The sequence below is a fragment of the Acuticoccus kandeliae genome, assembly GCF_003073115.1.
This window is the reverse complement of the sequence record NZ_QBBV01000001.1, coordinates 1,053,474-1,071,870: the sequence shown is the minus strand read 5'-3', so window position 1 is coordinate 1,071,870 and position 18,397 is coordinate 1,053,474. Positions and strand designations below refer to the sequence as shown.

The following is an 18,397-nucleotide window of genomic DNA, read 5'->3' as shown; positions in this document are numbered from 1 at the left end:
GCCGTCCCTCAGTGGTGGAAGCCGGAGGCCTCCTCCTTGGTCATCGGGGCCTGGATCGGGTGGGCCTCGAAGTGGGCGATCGCGGCCTTCATGTCGTCGACCAGCAGCGAGCAGAGGTCGCGGCTGACGCCGTTGCGCACCAGCACGCGCTGGATCACTTGGTCCTCGCGATTGGCCGGCAGCGTGTAGGCCGGCACCTGCCAGCCGCGCACGCGGAGCCGGTCGGCAAGGTCGAAGAGGGTGAAGCCGGGATTTGTGCCGGGCTTCAATGTCCAGGACGCGGCGGGGATGCCGCGCGCCATGTCGCCATCATAGACGACGTCGAACGGGCCCATCGCAGCGATCTCGTCGGCGATGTAGCGGGCGCTGTCGTAGCAGGCGGTGTGGATCTTCCTGTACCCGTCCATGCCGAGGCGCAGGAAGTTGAAATACTGGCAGACGATCTGGCCGCCAGGGCGCGAGAAGTTGAGCGCGATGTCCCGCATGTTGCCGCCGAGATAGTTCACCCAGAACACCATCTCGTCCGGGAGGTCCTTCTCCTCCCGCCACAGGACCCAGCCGACGCCGAGCGGGGCGAGGCCGAACTTGTGGCCGGACGCGTTGATCGAGCGCACGCGCGGCAGGCGGAAATCCCAGGCGAGATCCGGCGCGCAGAACGGCGCGAGGAAGCCCCCGCTCGCCCCGTCGACATGGATCGGAATGTCGAGCCCGGTCTTCGCCTCATAGGCATCGAGCGCGTCGCTCACCGCCTTCACCGGCTCGTATTCGCCCGTAAAGGTCACGCCGAGGGTCGGCACGACGCCGATCGTGTTCTCGTCGCAGCGGGAAATCACCTCCTCGGGCGTCATCAGAAGGCGGCCATTCTCCATCGGGATCTCGCGATGCTCGATGTCCCAATAGCGGGTGAATTTGTGCCAGCAGATCTGCACCGGGCCGGTGATGAGGTTCGGCTTGCCGGTCGGCCTTCCCGCCGCACGCTGCCGCGCCTCCCAGCGCCGCTTCATCGCGAGGCCGCCGAGCATCGCCGCTTCGCTCGACCCGGTCGTGGAGCACCCGGCCGCGTTCTCCGCGTCCGGCGCATGCCACAGATCGCCGAGCATCCGCACGCAGCGCCGCTCGATCTCGGCTGTCTGCGGATACTCGTCCTTGTCGATCATGTTCTTGTCGATGCAGTCGTCCATCAAGCGATGGATTTCCGGCTCCTCGAACGTCTGGCAGAAGGTCGCGAGGTTCTGCCGCGCGTTCCCGTCGAGCATCAGCTCGTCCTTGATGGCGAGGTAGATGCGGCGCGGATCGCGCTCGTCGGCCGGGAAGCCGGACTTGGCGAGCGGCGTGGCGAGATCGCCCGCGCCATAGGTCTCGTCATACGGATTGTCGCGCCAAACGGCGGTGCGATCATCGCCCACGGGTGGCTCCTTCTCGTCGCGAAATCGGGGTCTTGGCTCGGGATGGGGTGGGGGCGTCAGGCCGGGCGCGTCGCAAGGAGCGCCGCGCTGCCGTCGGCGGCAGCGCCCGACACCGCCTGGAGCGGCACGACAAGCGGGCCCTTCGCCTCGCGCAGCGATGCGAGGTCGAACCGCGTGTAGTTCAGCCCCTTGTAGTCGCGCACGAAGAAGAGGCCGCGCGACTGGTCGGCAAGGCTCGTCCAGGAGGTGAACTCGGTCGCGTAGGCTGTCGAGGCGTCCGCCGCGAGGCCCGCGACCTCCAGATGCCCGCCCCCCGCCTCGGGGTAGTCGATGGTCACGCCGCGCGGACGGTCGAAATTGTTCATGATGTGCGCGAGCGTCTGCACGGCGAGGTCGGGGGTCGCCGCCTTCTCGGTGAACTCGGCGTAGAAGGCCGCGCGCACGAAGCGGCCGACCGAGGTGTTGGAGGCCGGGAGGCCGGCCGTCGCAATGCCGGAATCCGGCTGGACCGCGCGATAGGCGCCGAAGGTGGCCGAGGAGCGGTCGACGTTCGACAGGAAGGTGTAGTTGTCGAGATTGGTGAGGTGCCAGTCGAAGGCGGGCCCGTTCGTCATCACGCCGACCGGGTTGTCGTAGACCTTCATCTCGCCGCGCGTGAACTCGATGACGGCCGACGCGCCGGACGCGTCGTGGACGACATAGTGGAAGGGCGATTCCACGCCGCCGAGGATCGCGAGCGGCTGGAGGAGGACGGGCTGCTCCGCGAGCGCCGCCTTCAGCGCATCAACGGTCGCGAACTGGCTGAGCGCCCAGGAGCCGAGATCGGACGCGGAGAGCACGGCCTTCGTCTTCTCGACCGCCTGCCGCGACCCTCCCGCCGCCGGGTAGGACAGGAGGCTGAAGGTGAGGCCCTTCTCGTTCAGCCCCTCCAGCACCTTGAGGTCGGCAAGGCCGATCGGCGCGTCGGCCGTCGGCACGCGGTCGGGCATCGTGATCGACAGGAAGGCGTGTCGGCCGGTGTATTCGAACGGACCGTGCCCCGCCATCGCCGAAGCGAAGGCGACGCCCGCCGGGAGGTAGGCGATCTCGTAGGGCAGCGCGGTCGTGAGCTCGAGCGTGCGCCCGAAATAGGCATTGCCGGCGGTGTCCCGATAGCTGAGCGACGTGCACATCCTGGCAATTCTCTCCTCAAGCGCCGCATCCCGGCCCAATCGGCCTGTCGGAGCGCCCCTATTGCATCGCGGCGATTGCGAATGCGCCGCGTCTCAAGGGTTTGCTTTAGGGCACAATAGAAATGCAAGACCGACGCAGCGATCGACGCGTCCGGCAATCCACGTCTTTCGTTGGCGGGATCGATCCCGCAAGCGGCGATGGAGGCGTTCGGGAAGTGTGACGCGCAACACATCAACTGGCTGATTCAACGAAAGAATTCCGAAAGACGCGCGCTGTGATGAGGGTCACGTGCGCGTTCCGAGGACGTCGCCATCTTCGGTGTGTCGGCGGGAGAGCCGAAGCAAACATCAGAGAGCAGGAGACGACCATGAAGAACCAGATCATCGCCGCCACCACCGCGCTCACGATCGCGATGGCCGCCCTCGTCCCGAACGCCGCCTCCGCGGCCCCCTTCAACGGCCTCGCCAAGGCCGAGATCCAGACCGACGCCACCGGAATCGAGACCGTCGGCAACCGCGGCCGCAACGCGGCGGGCGCCGCCATCATCGGCCTCGGCGCCTTCGCGCTGGGCGCAGCGGTCGCCTCCGGCAACAACAACCGCGGCTACTACGGCGGCCACGGCCACCGTCGCGTCTACCAGCGCGACTGCTACATCGAGAAGGTTCGCGTCTGGAACCCGCGCCGCGGCCACTACGTGATGCGCAAGGAGAAGGTCTGCTACTGAGCCGACCGCACCGAGGAAAAAGCGAGCCGCCCCAACCGGGCGGCTTTCTTCGTTTCAGGAAGGCCGCAGGGCCGAGGCCTTCACGCGGCGCAGCGATCTCGGCGAGCGGATCGAGGCATTGGGTTCGGTCGGGCAAGCTTGTGTCGCCGCGGCCGGGAAATGTGACGGTGAACACATCAAGAGACTGTTTAAGCAGGAGAATTTCCAAACGCGCCCGCTGTGATGGGGGTCACGGGCGGGTTCTGCGGGCGTCGCCATCTTCGGTGTGTCGGCGGGAGAGCCGAAGCAAACATCAGAGAGCAGGAGACGACCATGAAGAACCAGATCATCGCCGCCACCACCGCGCTCACGATCGCGATGGCCGCCCTCGTCCCGAACGCCGCCTCCGCGGCCCCCTTCAACGGCCTCGCCAAGGCCGAGATCCAGACCGACGCGACCGGCATCGAGACGGTCGGCAATCGCGGCCGCAACGCGGCGGGCGCCGCCATCATCGGCCTCGGCGCCTTCGCGCTGGGCGCGGCGGTCGCCTCCGGCAACAACAACCGCGGCTACTACGGCGGCCACGGCCACCGCCGCGTTCGTCAGCGCGACTGCTACATCGAGAAGGTTCGCGTCTGGAACCCGCGCCGCGGCCACTACGTGATGCGCAAGGAGAAGGTCTGCTACTGAGCCGACCGCACCGAGGAGAAAGCGAGCCGCCCACCCGGGCGGCTTTCTTCGTTTCACGCCGGCTGCGGGGCCGAGGCCTTCACGCGGCGCAGCGACACCGACGAGCGGATCGAGGCGATGCCGGGGATCTTCGTGAAGATGCTCGTCAGGAAGTGCTCGTACTCCTTGAGGCCGGGCGCCACGATGCGCAGGAGGTAGTCGTTGTCGCCGGTCATCAGCCAGCAATCGACGATCTCGGGGTGCTTGCGGACCTCCGCCTCGAACCGGCCGAGTTCGGCGTCGACCTGCCGCTCCAGCCGCACCGACATGAAGATCGCGACCGGCAGGCCGAGCTTCTCCTCGTCCACCGAGGCGAAATAGCCGGTGATCACCCCCTCCGCCTCGAGCCGCTTCAGACGGCGCAGGCACGGCGAGGGGCTGAGCCCAACCCGTTCGCTGAGCTCCTGGTTGGTGAGTCGCGCGTTCTCCTGCAAAACGCGCAAGATGTGGCGATCGATCTGGTCGAGCTTGAGTGTTTCCACCCCAATACCCACCTCTTTTGGCTGAATCTGCCACGATGATGCCGTCCGCCACATGATTTCGCAAGGACGTGCCGCGGCGTCTGCGCTATCCTGTCCGTCTCCACACCTTGTCGAGTTCGGACCCGCTATTCGGAGGCGATCATGGCGACACACACCGAAGACACCGCCATTCTGCGCGACCTGGAGCGCAAGGTGCTCTGGCTCGCCTGTCTCCTCATCGATCAGGCGAACCGGCGCGAGAAGGTGGACGGGCTGAAGGTCGGCGGCCACCAGGCGTCGAGCGCCTCGATGGTCTCGATCATGACCGCCCTCTATTTCTCGGTGCTGCGCCCGGAGGATCGCGTCGCGGTGAAGCCGCACGCCTCGCCCGTCTTCCACGCGATCCAATATCTCATGGGCAACCAGAGCCGCGAGAAGCTGGAGAATTTCCGCGGCTACAAGGGCGCCCAGTCCTATCCGAGCCGCACCAAGGACACCGACGATGTCGACTTCTCGACCGGCTCGGTCGGTCTCGGCGTCGGCATCACCCTCTTCGCCTCGATGATCCAGGATTATCTGGCAGCAAAGTCCTGGCCGGGGGCGAGCGGGGCGACGGGCCGGATGATCGCCCTCGTCGGCGACGCCGAGCTCGACGAAGGCAACGTCTACGAGGCCCTGCAGGAGGGCTGGAAGCATGACGTGCGCAACACCTGGTGGATCATCGACTATAACCGCCAGAGCCTCGACGGCGTCGTGCGCGAGGGCCTCTACCAGCGCGTCGAAACCGTCTTCCGCGCGTTCGGCTGGGATGTCGTCACGCTGAAATATGGCGCGCTGCAGCGGGCCGCCTTCGCCGAGCCCGGCGGCGAGAGGCTGCGCGCCTGGATCGACGCGTGCCCCAACCAGCTCTATTCGGCGCTGATGTTCCAGGGGGGCGCGGCCTGGCGCAAGCGGCTGCTGGATGAGATCGGCGACCAGGGTCCCGCGACCGCCCTCATCGAGAAGCGCAGCGATGCCGAGCTCGCCGAGCTGATGGCCAATCTCGGCGGCCACTGCGTCGCGAGTCTCACCGAGACCTTCAGCGCGATCGACCACGACCGGCCGACCGTCTTCATCGCCTACACGGTGAAGGGCTGGGGCACGCCGCTCGCCGGCCACAAGGACAACCACGCCGGCCTGATGACGGCCGCGCAGATGGAGACGCTGCAGCGCGCGATGAAGGTGCGCGAGGGCCACGAGTGGGAGGCGTTCGAGGGGCTCGACAGCGACCCGGCGACCCTCCAAGCCTTCCTCGACGCCGCCCCCTTCTTCCGCCGCGGCCCGCGCCGCTACGACGCCGCCACGATCGACGTGCCGGCGAGCGTTGCCGAGACGCCCGCCCCCGCCGGCAGCGCGATCTCGACCCAGGCCGCCTTCGGCAAAATCCTCGACACGATCGCGAAGTCGGACAGCGACCTCGCCGCGCGCATCGTGACGACCGCGCCGGACGTGACGGTCTCGACCAATCTCGGCCCGTGGGTGAACCGCCGCCAGCTCTTCGCGCGCGAGGAGCTCGCCGACACCTTCAGCCGCCAGCGCATCCCGAGCGCGCAGAAATGGGACTTCTCCCCCGACGGCCAGCACATCGAGCTTGGCATCGCGGAGATGAACCTCTTCCTGATGCTGGGCGCGGCGGGCCTCAGCCACTCCCTCTTCGGCGAGCGGCTTCTCCCGATCGGGACGCTCTACGACCCGTTCGTCTCGCGCGGGCTCGATGCGCTGAACTATGCCTGCTACCAGGACGCCCGCTTCATGGTCGTCGGCACGCCCTCCGGCGTCTCGCTCTCGGCCGAGGGCGGCGCGCACCAGTCGATCGCGCAACCGCTGATCGGCATGAGCCAGGACGGCCTCGCGAGCTTCGAGCCCGCCTTCGCGGACGAGCTCGCCATCATCATGGGCTGGTCGTTCGACTACATGCAGCGCGAGGGCGAGGCGAGCCCCGACCCGCGCACCTGGCTCTGCGACGAAGCGGGCGGCGCGGTCTATCTGCGCCTCTCCACGCGCCAGATCGAGCAGCCGCTGCGCCGCGCGAACCCGCACTTCGCCGAGGAGGTGATCGCGGGCGCGACGTGGCTGAAGGAGCCCGGCCCGAACGCCGACCTCGTCATCGCCTATCAGGGCACGATCGGGACAGAGGCGATCGCCGCCGCGGGGCTCCTCTCCGACAGCCGGCGCGATATCGGCGTCCTCGCCGTCACCTCCGCCGACCGCCTCTACTCGGCCTGGCACAACGCGCAGAAGGCGCGGATCGACGGCAATCCCGCGGCGCAGAGCCATATCGAGCGGATGCTCGCCCCGCTCCCGCCCCACTGCCGGATCGTGACGGTGATCGACGGCCATCCGGCGACGCTCGGCTGGCTCGGCGGCGTCGCCGGGCACAAGACGATCAGCCTCGGCGTCGAGCGGTTCGGGCAGACGGGCACCGTCACGGACCTCTACCGCCACTACGGCATCGACGCCGCCTCGATCGCGGAGGCGGCGACCGGCCTCACCAGCGGCCGCCCGCTCGTGCGCCTCGTCTCGGGCTTCTGAGGCGCGGCACCGCGCGAGCCTGACGCGCGCGCGGGTCCACCCCGCCATGATTCATGGCGGGCCGGCGCGAACTAGAGTTCGGTGAGGCCGACGCGGGCGATGGCGTCGATCAGCTCCTGGCCGGAGCGCTCGCGCTGCTGGCAGTGGCGCTCCACCGCCGCGTCGAACCGGCCGGCGGCCATCAGCTCGGCCACCTCGCTGTGCGCGTCGGTCGACAGGCGCGGCTTGTCGCGCAGGCGCAGCGCCACGCGGTGGGCGCGGCTCACCCGCTCCCAATGGTGGATCCCCTGGCTGACGATGACATCGTTGCCGCTGGAGCGCAGGAGCGCCCGGTGAAACGCCTCGTCGCAGGAGGACCAGCGCGTCATCTCCCCCTCCGCGAGCGCCGCATTCATCCCGGCGCAGGCGGCGAGCATGTCCTCCACCGCGCCGGGGGCCGGGCCGCGCCGGCCTGCGACGCGGATCGCGTAGAGCTCCAGCGCCGTGATCACCTCGTAGATCCGGGTCAGATCGTCGAGGCTGATCGCGAGCACGTTCACCCCCCGGCGCGGGGAGATGATCACGTATCCCTCGTGCTGGAGAAGGTGCAGCGCCTCGCGGACCGGCGTGCGGCTGATCCCCAGCTCGACGGCGATCCGCTGGTCGCTGATCGAGCGCCCGGCCTGCAGCTCATTGGACAAGATCGCCGTCTTGATCGTGCGATAGGCGCGATCAACGGCCGAGGCAGGCTCGGTCTCGGTCATCGTTTTGTCGGTCAGGCTGCTGATGCGTCCTGCTCCACTCGAATGGGCTCGGGGGCCTTCAGACCGTAATTCCCGCCCATGGCCTTCAATTCCTCCAGCACGGCGCTGGTGATGCTGACACCATTGTCGCGCTGCTTCAATTTTAGCCTGTATTCGCGCTCGCCGGGGAGGAAGATTTCATCTGTCCCCGTCGCAAGCGGGACACCCTTGATATCGCGCGCGGCCTTCTCGATGTGCGCGTTATACTCGTCCATCTCGCGGAAGGCCGAGATCGGCAGCACGCCGAAGAGGTGGCCGATATTCTGCGGCCGCTCGAGGTCGTCGTACATGTGCGTCACCTCCGAGCCGAAAGCGCCGCCCGACAGCATCGTGGAGAGGAGCCCGACGGTCAGCGTCAGCGCATAGCCCTTCGGCCCGGCGATCGGCTGGACGAAACCCTGAAGGGCGCGCACGGGGTCGGTGGTGGGGACGCCGTCCGGGCCGACAGCCCAGTCGCCGGGGATGGGCGTCCCGTCCTTCGCCGCGACGATGATCTTGCCGCGCGCCGCCACGCTGCACGCCATGTCGAGGACGATGGGGAAGCCGAGCGGCGTCGGCAGCGCCACCGCGAACGGGTTGTTGCCGAGCATCGCGTCGGCCCCGCCCCACGGGGTCATGTGGTTGATGCCGCCGATGGTGAAGGCGAAGCCGATCGCCCCCTTCGCCGCCGCCATCTCCGCGAAATAGGCCGCGGCGCCGAAATGGTTGCTGTTGTTGACCGCGACGAAGGCGCACTCCTCGCCCGCCGACATGTCGAGCGCGATCTCCATCGCCCGCGCGCTGACGACGTGGCCGAGCCCGTTGTCGCCGTCGAGAACGGCGGTCGTGCGGGTCTGGCGCTCGACCTTCGGCGCGGCGGCCGGGGTGATCGCGTTCGCCGCCAGGCGCTCGATGTAAATCGGCAATCGAACGACGCCGTGCGAGTAGACGCCCCTCAGATCGGCCTCGACGAGACTCGTTGACGCAAGCTCGGCATCGGCCTCCGGAACACCCACCGCGCGGTAGGCCGCGGTGCAGAATGCCTCGAGTTCGCTGGTCTCAACGATGACGTGCCGTCCGTCCTCACCGCTCATGAGGGTCCTCCCATTGTGATTGACAAACTGATATGTCAGAAGAAATACTTGTTGCAATACAAAATTGGTCCGCTGGCAAACGCGGCGGATGGGAGGAATTCGGATGTCGGAAGTGTCCGGTGAGTCGCCCCGCGCGATGCGCTGGTTCGTGCAGTCGATCGCGGGTCTCGCCGCGCTCTGCCTGTTGGTCGCGATCGCCTCGCTCGCGACGCAGGTCGTGGCCCGCTACGGCCTCGGCGGCGCGCTGACCTGGCCCGAGGAGCTCGCGAAGTTCTGCTTCGTCTGGGCGACCTTCCTCGGCGCGGCCGCCGGCGCCGGCCAGCGCGCCCACATCGCGGTCGAACTCGTCGTGAACAAGCTGCCCGAGCGGCTCCACCTCGCGGTGTCGACCCTCACCAACGGCGCGATCTTCCTGCTCCTGGTCGTCCTCGTCCGGCACGGCGTCTCGCTCGTGATCCTCGGCCTCAACTCGCGCCTTCCGGCGATCAACTTCCCCCTCGGCACCCTCTTCCTCGCCGGCACCGTGGGTCTCGGCCTGATGGCGATCATCTTCGCCTACGAGACGGTGCGCACCGCATCCGCCCTCGTCAGCGGCCGCCGCCTCGCGACGCCCGACGTCGACCCCGCCCAAGTGATCGGGTGATCCAGCCATGACCGCTCTCATCGCGCTCGGCGGGCTCTTCGGGCTCGCCCTCGTCGGAATGCCGATCGCCTTCGTGCTGCTGGCCGTCGCGAGCAGCCTCATCTATTCGCTGAACCTGCCGCTGAAGTCGGCCATGCAGACCATGGTCGCCGGCGTCGACAGCTTCATCCTGATCGCCGTGCCGTGCTTCGTGCTCGCCGCGAAGCTCATGAATGCGGGCCAGATCACGGACCGCATCTTCGACCTCGCCGGCGCGTTCGTGCGCCACATCAAGGGCGGCCTCGCGCACGTCAACATCCTCGCGAGCCTCATTTTCTCCGGCATGTCCGGCTCGGCCGTCGCGGACGCGGCGGGCCTCGGCGAGGTCGAGGTGAAGGCGATGCGCAAGGCCGGCTTCGACGCCCCCTTCGCCGCCGCCATCACCGCCGCCTCCTCGGTGATCGGCCCGATCTTCCCGCCGAGCGTGCCGTTCGTCATTTTCGCCGGCCTCGCCTCGGTCTCGCTCGCGAAGCTCTTCCTCGCCGGGGCGATCCCCGCGATCCTGATGGCGCTCTTCCTCGGCGTCGCGGCCTACATCATCTCCGTGCGCCGCAACTATCCGACGGAGCGGCGCGCCACGCTGCGCGAGCTCGGCCGCGCCTTCGCCCGCGCATTCTGGCCGCTTCTGTCGCCCGTCTTCGTCGTCGGCGCGATCGTCTTCGGCATCACGACGCCGACCGAGGCCGCCGTCATCGCGGTGGTCTACAGCCTGATCCTCGGCCTCTCCTACCGGACCATCCGGCTGAAGGATTTGCCGCGCATCCTCACCGAGACGGCGGTGGAATCGGGCGTCCTCCTCTTCATCGTCGCGACCGTCGCGGTGTTCTCCTGGACCATCACCTTCGAGCGGATCCCGCAGACGGTGATCGAGTTCGTGTTCACCTTCGCCGAGTCCCCGGCGGTGGTGCTCGCGCTGATCGTCGCCGTGATGCTGGGGCTCGGCCTCTTCATGAACCCGACGCCGGGCCTCCTCATCGCGACGCCCTTCATGCTCCCGCTCGCGACCGCGATCGGCGTCGACCCGATCCAGCTCGGCGTCATCATGGTCCTCACCCTCGCGATCGGCCTCATCACGCCGCCGATCGGGATCTGCCTCTTCATCGTGTGCCGCGTCGCGCGCGTCGATGTCGGGGCGGTGGTGAAGGAGTGCCTGCCCTTCGTGGTGGCGCTGACGCTGATCGCGCTCCTCGTCGCCTACATCCCCGCCCTCACCCTGTGGCTGCCGAACCTCGTGATGGGGTGAGGCGCCGCACACCACCCCTCGCCCGCCAACAATCAACAAACGGAGGAGACATCATGCTCAAGACTCTGCCGCTCGCCCTCGCCGCCCTCGTCGGCACGGCGGCCCTCGCGCAGGCCCAGGACTACACGATCCGCCTCGGCCACGCGCAGTCGACGACCGACGTGTTCCATCTCGGCGCCGAGAAGTTCAAGGAAGCGCTCGAGGCGGCGACGGACGGGCGCGTCGAGGTGCTCGTCTACCCGTCGAGCCAGCTCGGCAACATCCGCGACATGATCGAGGGCCTGCGCATCGGCACGGTGCAGGTGGTGCTCGACGCGCCGAGCCGGCTCGCGACCTACACCCCGCTCGGCGACCTCTTCAAGACGCCCTACCTGTTCGAGACGCGCGAGGCGGGCGAGGCGATGTGGAACTCGGCCGGTGGCGCCGAGACCATCGACGCGATGGCCGAGGCGTCCGGCATCCGCGTCCTCTCCGTCGCCTGGCGCGGCGCCCGCCACATCACGTCGAGCCGCAAGATCGAGACGCCGGAGGATCTCGCCGGTCTCAAGATCCGCGTCCCGCCGACGGACCTTCCCGTGGCGATGTTCGAGCATCTCGGCGCCAGCCCGACCCCGATGGACTTCAACGAGGTCTACATGGCCCTCCAGCAGGGCATCATCGACGCCCAGGAGAACCCCCTCGGCACGAGCTGGACGAGCAACTTCCAGGAGGTCGTGGAGTATCTGATCCTCACCGGCCACGTGAAAGATTTCGCCGGCTTCATGATGGGCGAGGACTATTTCGAGAGCCTGCCCGAGGACATCCAGCAGGCGACCATCGAGGCGGCGCGCACGGCCTCGGCCTTCATCGGCGACTATGTCGTGGCCGAGGAGGAGAATTTCGTCGAGAAGTTCCGCAATGCGGGCGTGACGGTGATCGAGCCGGACCAGTCCGCCTTCGCCGCGAAGTTCGACGGCTTCATGGAGACCTTCAATCCCGAGCTCGCCGCGCAGATCGAGACCATGAAGAAGTCGGCCGAGACGAACTGACCGTCCCGGCCCAGGACCAGCACGATCGCCCCCGCCCACCGGCGGGGGTTTTCGTTTCAGGCGAGGTAGAGGCGCATCAGGATGTCCTGGTCGTGGTTGCCGAAGCCGCGGCCGAAGATGTTGACCCCTCCGGGCTGGCGCGCCTCCGCGTCGATCCCGACCCTCAGGCGGATCGAGTGGTGCTCGGTGAGGCGCAGATCCGCGATGGTGACGTCCGAGCAGCGCACGTCGTCGACGAAGCTCCCCTCATGGGTGATCCGCCAGGTCGTGAGACGCCCATATTGCGAGCCTTCGAGCTTCCACCATGTGGGCGTGAAGGTGCCGCGCCGGTCGCCGAAATCGCCGGGCGAGACCCAGGTGCCGACGGCGACCCCGTTCACCCAGATCGTGATGTCGGACGGCCAGTTGGCGTTGGTGCCCGGCACCTCGGACGAGAGCTCCATCGAGAACTCGATGGCGGTGATACCCGCCTTCAGGATCTTGGCGTTGTTGGGGAATTTGTAGTCCACATAGCCGCGCCCGAACCACAGGAGTGCGGCCCCCATCCGGCGCGGATCGAGGAAGAGGTCCGGCACGTCGAGGACGCCGATGATCGACTCGCGCGAGCACAGCCCGCACGGTGCGCTCACCATGCAGCTCGTATAGAGGCCGATCGGCATCGCGACGTCGATGACATCGTCCCGCCGCTCCGGCCCGTCCGCGTCGAGGCGGATGACGATCTCGCCATAGCGCGCTGCGCAGATCTTCTGCTGCCCCTTCGAGGCGGCCTTGGTGATCTTGGTCTCGATCAGGCCGGCCTCATCGAGGATCGACACGTTGGTCGCGATCGTCGATTGCGGCAGGGAGAGCCGCTCCGCGATCTCGTTCACGTTGAGCGGCCCGCGCTGCAGGAGGCGCAGGATGCGGATCCGGACCGGCGAGGCGAGGCCCCGGAGAACCTCGAACGCGTTCTCCGGGTAGACGTTGAGGAACGTGCGCTGGGGCTCGTCGGCCCCATTCGCCCGCGCGCCGTTGCGCCCCTGCCGGCGGGGCGCCCCGCTTATGCCTCCGCCAGACGGATGACGTTCCATGAGAGTGGCTTCAGTGTTGCACGCAGCGCGTTGTTGTCGACCGTGACGCCTTCGAGAGAACGGCGCGTCACCCGTTCCGGTTCATCCTTGGAGTTTATCGCCTTCAGATCGCCATCGTGAAGCTCGCTCGCCTCGATGAGCGAGAGTTTCCCGAAGCTGCGCGCATTGAGGTCAAACGTCAGCTCGTCGGTGAGATGGCGATTGAGGGCGAAGATCGTGACGCCGCCGCCTTCATTGGCGACGACCGAGGCCTTGAGATAGGGGACCTCGTTCACCGGATAGTAGAGGTCCTGCGTATTGCGCGGGTCGTAATATTTCGCGTTGTAGGTCGGGGACTTGACCTGCGCGCGCAGGACGCGGCCGCGCCCGTGGGCGCTCATGTCGGCGAACGGGAAGAAGATCGTCTGCCGCCAGGCCGGGCCACCCGTCTCGGTCATGATCGGGGCGATCACGTTGACGAGCTGGGCAAGGCAGGCGCAGCGCACGCGGTCGGCGTGGTTGAGGAGGGAGATGACCGCACCGCCGAAGGCGAGCGCGTCCTCCATGTTGTAGATCTCCTCAAGGATCGGCGGGGCGATCGGCCAGCCTTCCTTGATGCGGTTCGCGCGGCCGCGGCGGGTGCGGTACCACACGTTCCACTCGTCGAAGGAGAGCATGATCCGCTTCTCCGACAGGCGCCGGGCGGCGACCGAGTCGGCGATCGCCACCACCTCCTCGATGAAGTCGTCCATCAGGTCCGCGCTCGCGAGGAAGGCGGCCGTGTCCTCGGCATAGTTGTTGAGGTAGGTGTGGAGGCTGATCCACTCGACATGGTCGAACGTGTGCTCCAGCACCGTGTCCTCCCACGCGCCGAAGGTCGGCATCCGGCGCGAGGAGGAGCCGCACGCGGCAAGCTCGATCGACGGGTCGATCCACCGCATCATCTTGGCCGCCTCGGTGGCGATGCGGCCATACTCGGTCGCCGTCTTCGCCTCCATCTGCCACGGCCCGTCCATCTCGTTGCCGAGGCACCAGAACTTGACGTTATGGGGCTCCGGCCAGCCGTGCTCCGCGCGCAGGTCCGAGAGGTACGTGCCGCCCGGATGGTTGCAATATTCGACGAGGTTGCGCGCCGCGTCGCCCGCCCGCGTGCCGAGATTGACCGCGAGCATCGGCTCGACATCGGCCGCGCGGCACCAGTCGATGAACTCGTTGGTGCCGAACGTGTTGGGCTCGGTCGTCATCCAGGCGAGGTCGAGCCGCTTCGGCCGCTTCTCCACCGGGCCGACCCCGTCCTCCCAATTGTAGCCGGAGACGAAGTTGCCGCCCGGATAGCGCATGATCGTGGGGCCGAGCTCCTTGATCAGCGCCATGACGTCCTTGCGGAAGCCCTTCTCGTCGGCCTCCGCGTGGCCGGGCTCGTAGATGCCGCCATACACGCAGCGGCCGAGATGCTCGATGAAGGCGCCGAACAGACGCGGATCGGTCGTCCCGATCTCGAAGTGCTTGTCGATGAGGATGGACGCGGCAACCATTCTGAAAAATCTCCAGTCAGGGTCGTCACCAGCCGAACCGGGCGGCGGTGTGCAAAAAGGGACGGTGGGTGGCGGGACGGCCTCGGGCCGTCGGGCTCAGCCCGGGGAAAGGGCCGGCGCGGCCCCGTCGGGCGGGGCGCGCGGGGACGTTGCGGTCATGTCGGCTCCATCGCATCCACCGTGTCGAGCGCGGTGCCGTGGATGGCCGCGTCCGGCGAGAGGACGGCGTTCTTGAGTTCGATCGAGTACGGGTGCTGCGGGTTCGCGAGCACGGTGCGCGCGTCGCCCGCCTCCACCACCTCCCCCTTGCGCATGATGATGATGCGGTCGGAGATGTAGTCGGCGGTCGCGAGGTCGTGGGTGATGTAGATGATCGAGACGCCCAGCGTGTCGCGCAGGTCCATGAACAGGTTGACGATGGACGTGCGCAGCGACGCGTCGACCATCGAGACCGGTTCGTCGGCGACGATGAGGGCGGGCTCCGGGATCAGCGCACGCGCGATCGCGATGCGCTGGAGCTGCCCGCCCGACAACTCGTTCGGGAAGCGCCCCTTCACCTCGGCGAGCGAAAGGCCGACCTTCTTCAGCGCGATATCGGCCTGAGCCTCGAGGTCGGCCCGCTTGCGCGCCCCGTTGAAGTGACGCGCGGTCATGTAGAGGTAGCGGTCGACCTTCTTCAGCGGATTGAACGCCTCGAACGGGTTCTGGAAGATCGGCTGGACGCGCTTCATGAAGGCGAGGCGCTCCTTGCGCCCGCGCAGGTGCGTGACGTCCTTGCCCTCGAAGCGGATCGTCCCGCTGGTCGGCGGCGCCTCGGCGAGGATCATCCGCGCGAGCGTCGACTTCCCCGAGCCCGACTCGCCGATGATCGTGAAGATCTCCGGCTTCTCGGTCAGCGTGAAGGACACGTCGTCCACCGCGCGGACCTCGTCGTGCGAGAGGAGCCCGCCCATCACGTACGTCTTGCCGACATGGTCGACTTCGAGCAGCGCGCTCATGCGATCGGCCTCCTCGATTCCCGGTCGGGGATGGTCTCCGGCTCGGCGGCGAAGCAGGCGACGCGGCGCCGAGCCCCGCTCTCCACGAATGGCGGCGCGACCTTGCGGCACACCTCCATCGCGGCCGGGCAGCGCGGGTGGAAGCGGCAGCCGGGGGGCGGGTCGGAAAGGTTGGGCGGGGAGCCCTTCAGCCCCTCGCGCACCGTCCGGTCGCCGATGCGCGGCAGGCTCGCGATGAGGTGCTTCGTGTAGGGGTGCTTCGGCGCAGCGAAGATCTCCCGCGTTGGCCCCTCCTCCACCAGGCGCCCCGCATACATGATGCCGAGCCGGTCGGTGAGGTTGGCGTGGACGCTCATGTCGTGCGTGACGAAGAGGAGCGAGGAGCCGATCTGGCGCTGTACCTCGCGGATGAGACCGAGAACGCGCTTCTGGACGACGACGTCGAGCGCGGTGGTCGGCTCGTCGGCGATGATGAAGTCCGGCCGGCAGACGGTCGCGAGCGCGATCGTCACGCGCTGGCGCATCCCGCCCGACAATTCGTGCGGATAGGCGTTCAGCACCTTCGGCGACAGATGGAGCCGTTCCAGGTGGCCGGACACGATGTCGTTGAACTCGGCACGGGAGCGGCCGATGTGGCGGTAGGCGAAATCCTCGAACGAGCGGCGGATCCGGCGCACCGGATTGAGGACGTTCATGGAGCCCTGCATGATGTAGGACAGGTGCTTCCAGCGCACGGCCGAGAGGTCCACCGGCCCGCCGCCATAGAGCGAGATCGTCTCGCCGGCGAAATTGTAGCGGACCTCACCGCCGACGACGGTGAGCGGCGGGCGCACGGCCCCCGCGACCGCCTTGATGAGGCTCGTCTTGCCCGAGCTCGATTCCCCGGCGATCCCGTAGATCTCGTTCGGCATGATCGCGAAGCTGATGTCGTCTACCGCGCGAACCTCGCGCCGCACGCCGAAGACATTCGTCAGATAGTAGGCGCGCAGCCCCTCCACCGAGAGCGCGGGTCGCCTCTGGTCCGGACGCGCGGCCGGGTCCTCCGGCGGGACGGGGAAGCTGATCGCGTTCATGCCGTCCCCCGCATTCTCTGGAGGCGGCTGCGCGGATCGATGAACTCGTTCATCGAGACGGCGAGCAGGAAGAGGCCGATGAAGGTGATCACCACCAGCACGACCGGGAAGGTGATCCACCACCACACGCCCGCGACGAGGGCGGTGTGCTGGTTCGCCCAGTAGATCATGACGCCGATCGTGGGCGTGTTGATGTTGGTGAAGCCGAGGACCGACAGCGTCACCTCGAGCCCGATCGACCAGTTCATGTTGTTGAGCGTCGTCGAGAAGACGATCGGCAGGACGTAGGGCAGATGCTCCTGCGTCACGATCTGGCGCGTCGTCATGCCGGAGAAGACGCTCTGCTGGGTGAACTCGCGCGTGCGCAGGCTCATCGTGACGGAGCGGATGAGGCGCGCATCATAGGCCCAGCCGAGGCAAGCCATGACGAGCGCGAGGGCGGCCCACGACATGCTGTCGCGCATGACGAAGTAGAAGAGCACGAGGATCGGGAAGAGCGGGATGACGACGAAGGTGTCGTTGATGCTCATCAGCACGCGGTCGACGGTGCCGCCGAGATAGCCGGAGACGAGGCCGATCACGAGCGAGAAGACGCGCGACAGGATCGCGACCGCGAAGCCGAAGAGCAGCGTGTTGCGGATCGCGAAGGTGAGCTGCCAGAAGAGATCCTGACCGCGCGAGGTCGTGCCGAGCCAATGTTCGGCCGAGGGCGGCAGGTCGGGGATCACCACGTAGATCAGCTCCGGATCGTACGGGGAGAAGAAGGACAGGATCGAGAAGCCGACCACGAACCCGACGAGCACGATGCCGGCGGCGAATTCCGCGTTGTGGCGCAGGAGATCGAAGAAGACGCGCATCAGCCGAGCCTCACGCGCGGGTCGAGCAGCGGATAGGCGAGGTCGATGATCAGCACCGCCGCCGCGACCGAGACGATCGAGATCGTGGTGATGCCGAGGACGAGGCTGTAGTCGCCCGCGTGCACCGCATCGATGAGGAGCGCGCCGACGCCCGGATAGCCGAACACCTCCTCAGTGATGACCGCGCCGTTGAAGATGGCGCCGAGGCTCATCGCGAGGCCGGTCAATTGCGGCACGAGCGCGTTGCGCATGACATAGCGCGTCATGACGCGGTTCTGCGGAACACCCGCGAGATCGGCATATTGGACATAGTCCTCGGTCACGATGTTGGAGACCAGCGCCCGCATCCCCATGAACCAGGAGCCGAGGCCGACGACGATGAGCGAGAGGGCCGGCAGGATCGAATGCCAGATCACCGACAGGATGAATTCGAGATTCCATCCAGGCGCGAGGTTCATCCGATAGCCGCCGGAGAGCGGGAAGACCGGCCACAGGAAGGCAAATAGGATGAGGATGACGAAGGCGACGATGTAGTAGGGGATCGGATGGAGGCCCATCGCGATCACGCCGGCGAGGCGCAGGAGGCGGCTCGAGCGGTAGTAGCCCGCGAGCCCGCCGAGGAAATTGCCGAGCACCCAGGCGATCAGCGTCGCCGTCACCAGGAGGCCGATCGTCCAGGGCAGCGCGCGCCCGATCAATTCGGAGACCGGCGTCGGGAAGGCCGAGAGGGACGGGCCGAAATCGCCGACGATGACGCGGCTCCAGAAGCCGACATATTGCTGAACGATGCCGCCCTCGGTGCCATAGAGCTCGCGCAGGGACTCGCGCAGCATCTCGATGGCTTCCGGGCTCGTCGACCCGAACGCCGCGCTCGCCGAGATGGTCGTCTCGACAGGGTCGATGGGCGTCAGATGGGTCACGAAGAAGGTGATCGAGATGCCGATGAAGACGACGAGGACGAACTGCCCCACACGCTTCAGGACGTACGATCCGTAGCCGTGCATGATTTCACCGCTGGGCCGGATTTACAGGAG

The 18,397-nt window shown here is 67.5% G+C and carries 17 protein-coding genes; 6 read left to right on the top strand and 11 right to left on the bottom strand.

Features of this window, described 5'->3' with window-relative positions:
* Window positions 1–8: 8 nt before the first annotated feature.
* Window positions 9–1,406 carry a glutamate decarboxylase gene (gad, locus tag DBV35_RS04930; protein WP_108659098.1) on the bottom strand — a complete coding sequence of 466 codons (1,398 nt, stop codon included), beginning with the start codon at window positions 1,404–1,406 and terminating at the stop codon, window positions 9–11.
* A gap of 56 nt (window positions 1,407–1,462) precedes the next feature.
* Window positions 1,463–2,578 (bottom strand): linear amide C-N hydrolase, encoded by a 1,116-nt coding sequence (locus DBV35_RS04925; protein WP_108659097.1) that lies wholly within the window; start codon window positions 2,576–2,578, stop codon window positions 1,463–1,465.
* A gap of 368 nt (window positions 2,579–2,946) precedes the next feature.
* Here DBV35_RS04925 and DBV35_RS04920 point away from each other — a divergent pair, with 368 nt between their 5' ends.
* Together DBV35_RS04920 and DBV35_RS04915 are read left to right on the top strand one after the other, a co-directional pair.
* A complete protein-coding gene (locus DBV35_RS04920; RefSeq protein ID WP_108659096.1) occupies window positions 2,947–3,303 on the top strand; it encodes a hypothetical protein in 357 nt (118 codons plus the stop codon).
* Window positions 3,304–3,615: 312 nt separating this feature from the next.
* Window positions 3,616–3,972: a hypothetical protein gene (locus DBV35_RS04915; protein WP_108659095.1), complete on the top strand. Its 357-nt coding sequence runs from the start codon at window positions 3,616–3,618 to the stop codon at window positions 3,970–3,972.
* A gap of 53 nt (window positions 3,973–4,025) precedes the next feature.
* Here DBV35_RS04915 and DBV35_RS04910 read toward each other — a convergent pair whose 3' ends face one another.
* On the bottom strand, window positions 4,026–4,493 hold the full coding sequence (locus DBV35_RS04910; protein ID WP_245943841.1) for an Lrp/AsnC family transcriptional regulator: 468 nt from the start codon (window positions 4,491–4,493) through the stop codon (window positions 4,026–4,028).
* A 141-nt stretch (window positions 4,494–4,634) separates the two neighbouring features.
* Between DBV35_RS04910 and DBV35_RS04905 the strand changes: the two genes are divergently transcribed.
* Entirely contained in the window at window positions 4,635–7,043 is a 2,409-nt protein-coding gene (locus DBV35_RS04905) for a 1-deoxy-D-xylulose-5-phosphate synthase N-terminal domain-containing protein (protein ID WP_108659093.1), read from the top strand.
* A gap of 71 nt (window positions 7,044–7,114) precedes the next feature.
* Here the strand turns inward: DBV35_RS04905 and DBV35_RS04900 are convergent, their stop codons facing one another.
* Window positions 7,115–7,786: a GntR family transcriptional regulator gene (locus DBV35_RS04900; protein ID WP_108659092.1), complete on the bottom strand. Its 672-nt coding sequence runs from the start codon at window positions 7,784–7,786 to the stop codon at window positions 7,115–7,117.
* A gap of 11 nt (window positions 7,787–7,797) precedes the next feature.
* The gene (locus DBV35_RS04895) at window positions 7,798–8,898 is read right to left on the bottom strand and encodes an Ldh family oxidoreductase (protein WP_108659091.1); all 1,101 of its coding nucleotides are present in this window, start codon (window positions 8,896–8,898) and stop codon (window positions 7,798–7,800) included.
* A gap of 103 nt (window positions 8,899–9,001) precedes the next feature.
* Between DBV35_RS04895 and DBV35_RS04890 the strand changes: the two genes are divergently transcribed.
* Genes DBV35_RS04890 through DBV35_RS04880 form a run of 3 tightly spaced genes read left to right on the top strand, consistent with a single transcriptional unit; the run spans window position 9,002 to window position 11,851 of the window.
* The gene (locus DBV35_RS04890; protein WP_157961584.1) at window positions 9,002–9,541 is read left to right on the top strand and encodes a TRAP transporter small permease; all 540 of its coding nucleotides are present in this window, start codon (window positions 9,002–9,004) and stop codon (window positions 9,539–9,541) included.
* Between the two features lie 7 nt (window positions 9,542–9,548).
* Entirely contained in the window at window positions 9,549–10,823 is a 1,275-nt protein-coding gene (locus DBV35_RS04885) for a TRAP transporter large permease (RefSeq protein ID WP_108659089.1), read from the top strand.
* Window positions 10,824–10,876: 53 nt separating this feature from the next.
* Window positions 10,877–11,851 carry a TRAP transporter substrate-binding protein gene (locus DBV35_RS04880; RefSeq protein ID WP_108659088.1) on the top strand — a complete coding sequence of 325 codons (975 nt, stop codon included), beginning with the start codon at window positions 10,877–10,879 and terminating at the stop codon, window positions 11,849–11,851.
* 56 nt (window positions 11,852–11,907) lie between these two features.
* Here DBV35_RS04880 and DBV35_RS04875 read toward each other — a convergent pair whose 3' ends face one another.
* The 6 genes from DBV35_RS04875 to DBV35_RS04850 form a co-directional block, all read right to left on the bottom strand.
* Complete coding sequence (locus DBV35_RS04875) at window positions 11,908–12,921, bottom strand: ArsR/SmtB family transcription factor (protein ID WP_108659087.1); 1,014 nt, start codon at window positions 12,919–12,921, stop codon at window positions 11,908–11,910.
* Complete coding sequence (arfA, locus tag DBV35_RS04870) at window positions 12,891–14,435, bottom strand: arabinosylfuranosidase ArfA (RefSeq protein WP_108659086.1); 1,545 nt, start codon at window positions 14,433–14,435, stop codon at window positions 12,891–12,893. Before arfA ends, DBV35_RS04875 begins: the two co-directional genes overlap by 31 nt.
* 155 nt (window positions 14,436–14,590) lie before the next feature.
* Window positions 14,591–15,433, bottom strand: a complete 843-nt coding sequence (locus tag DBV35_RS04865; protein WP_108659085.1) for an ABC transporter ATP-binding protein — start codon at window positions 15,431–15,433, stop codon at window positions 14,591–14,593.
* A complete protein-coding gene (locus DBV35_RS04860; RefSeq protein WP_108659084.1) occupies window positions 15,430–16,506 on the bottom strand; it encodes an ABC transporter ATP-binding protein in 1,077 nt (358 codons plus the stop codon). Before DBV35_RS04860 ends, DBV35_RS04865 begins: the two co-directional genes overlap by 4 nt.
* Window positions 16,503–17,366 carry an ABC transporter permease gene (locus DBV35_RS04855; RefSeq protein ID WP_205648615.1) on the bottom strand — a complete coding sequence of 288 codons (864 nt, stop codon included), beginning with the start codon at window positions 17,364–17,366 and terminating at the stop codon, window positions 16,503–16,505. Before DBV35_RS04855 ends, DBV35_RS04860 begins: the two co-directional genes overlap by 4 nt.
* Window positions 17,363–18,367, bottom strand: a complete 1,005-nt coding sequence (locus tag DBV35_RS04850) for an ABC transporter permease (RefSeq protein ID WP_108659082.1) — start codon at window positions 18,365–18,367, stop codon at window positions 17,363–17,365. Before DBV35_RS04850 ends, DBV35_RS04855 begins: the two co-directional genes overlap by 4 nt.
* Window positions 18,368–18,397: the final 30 nt, after the last annotated feature.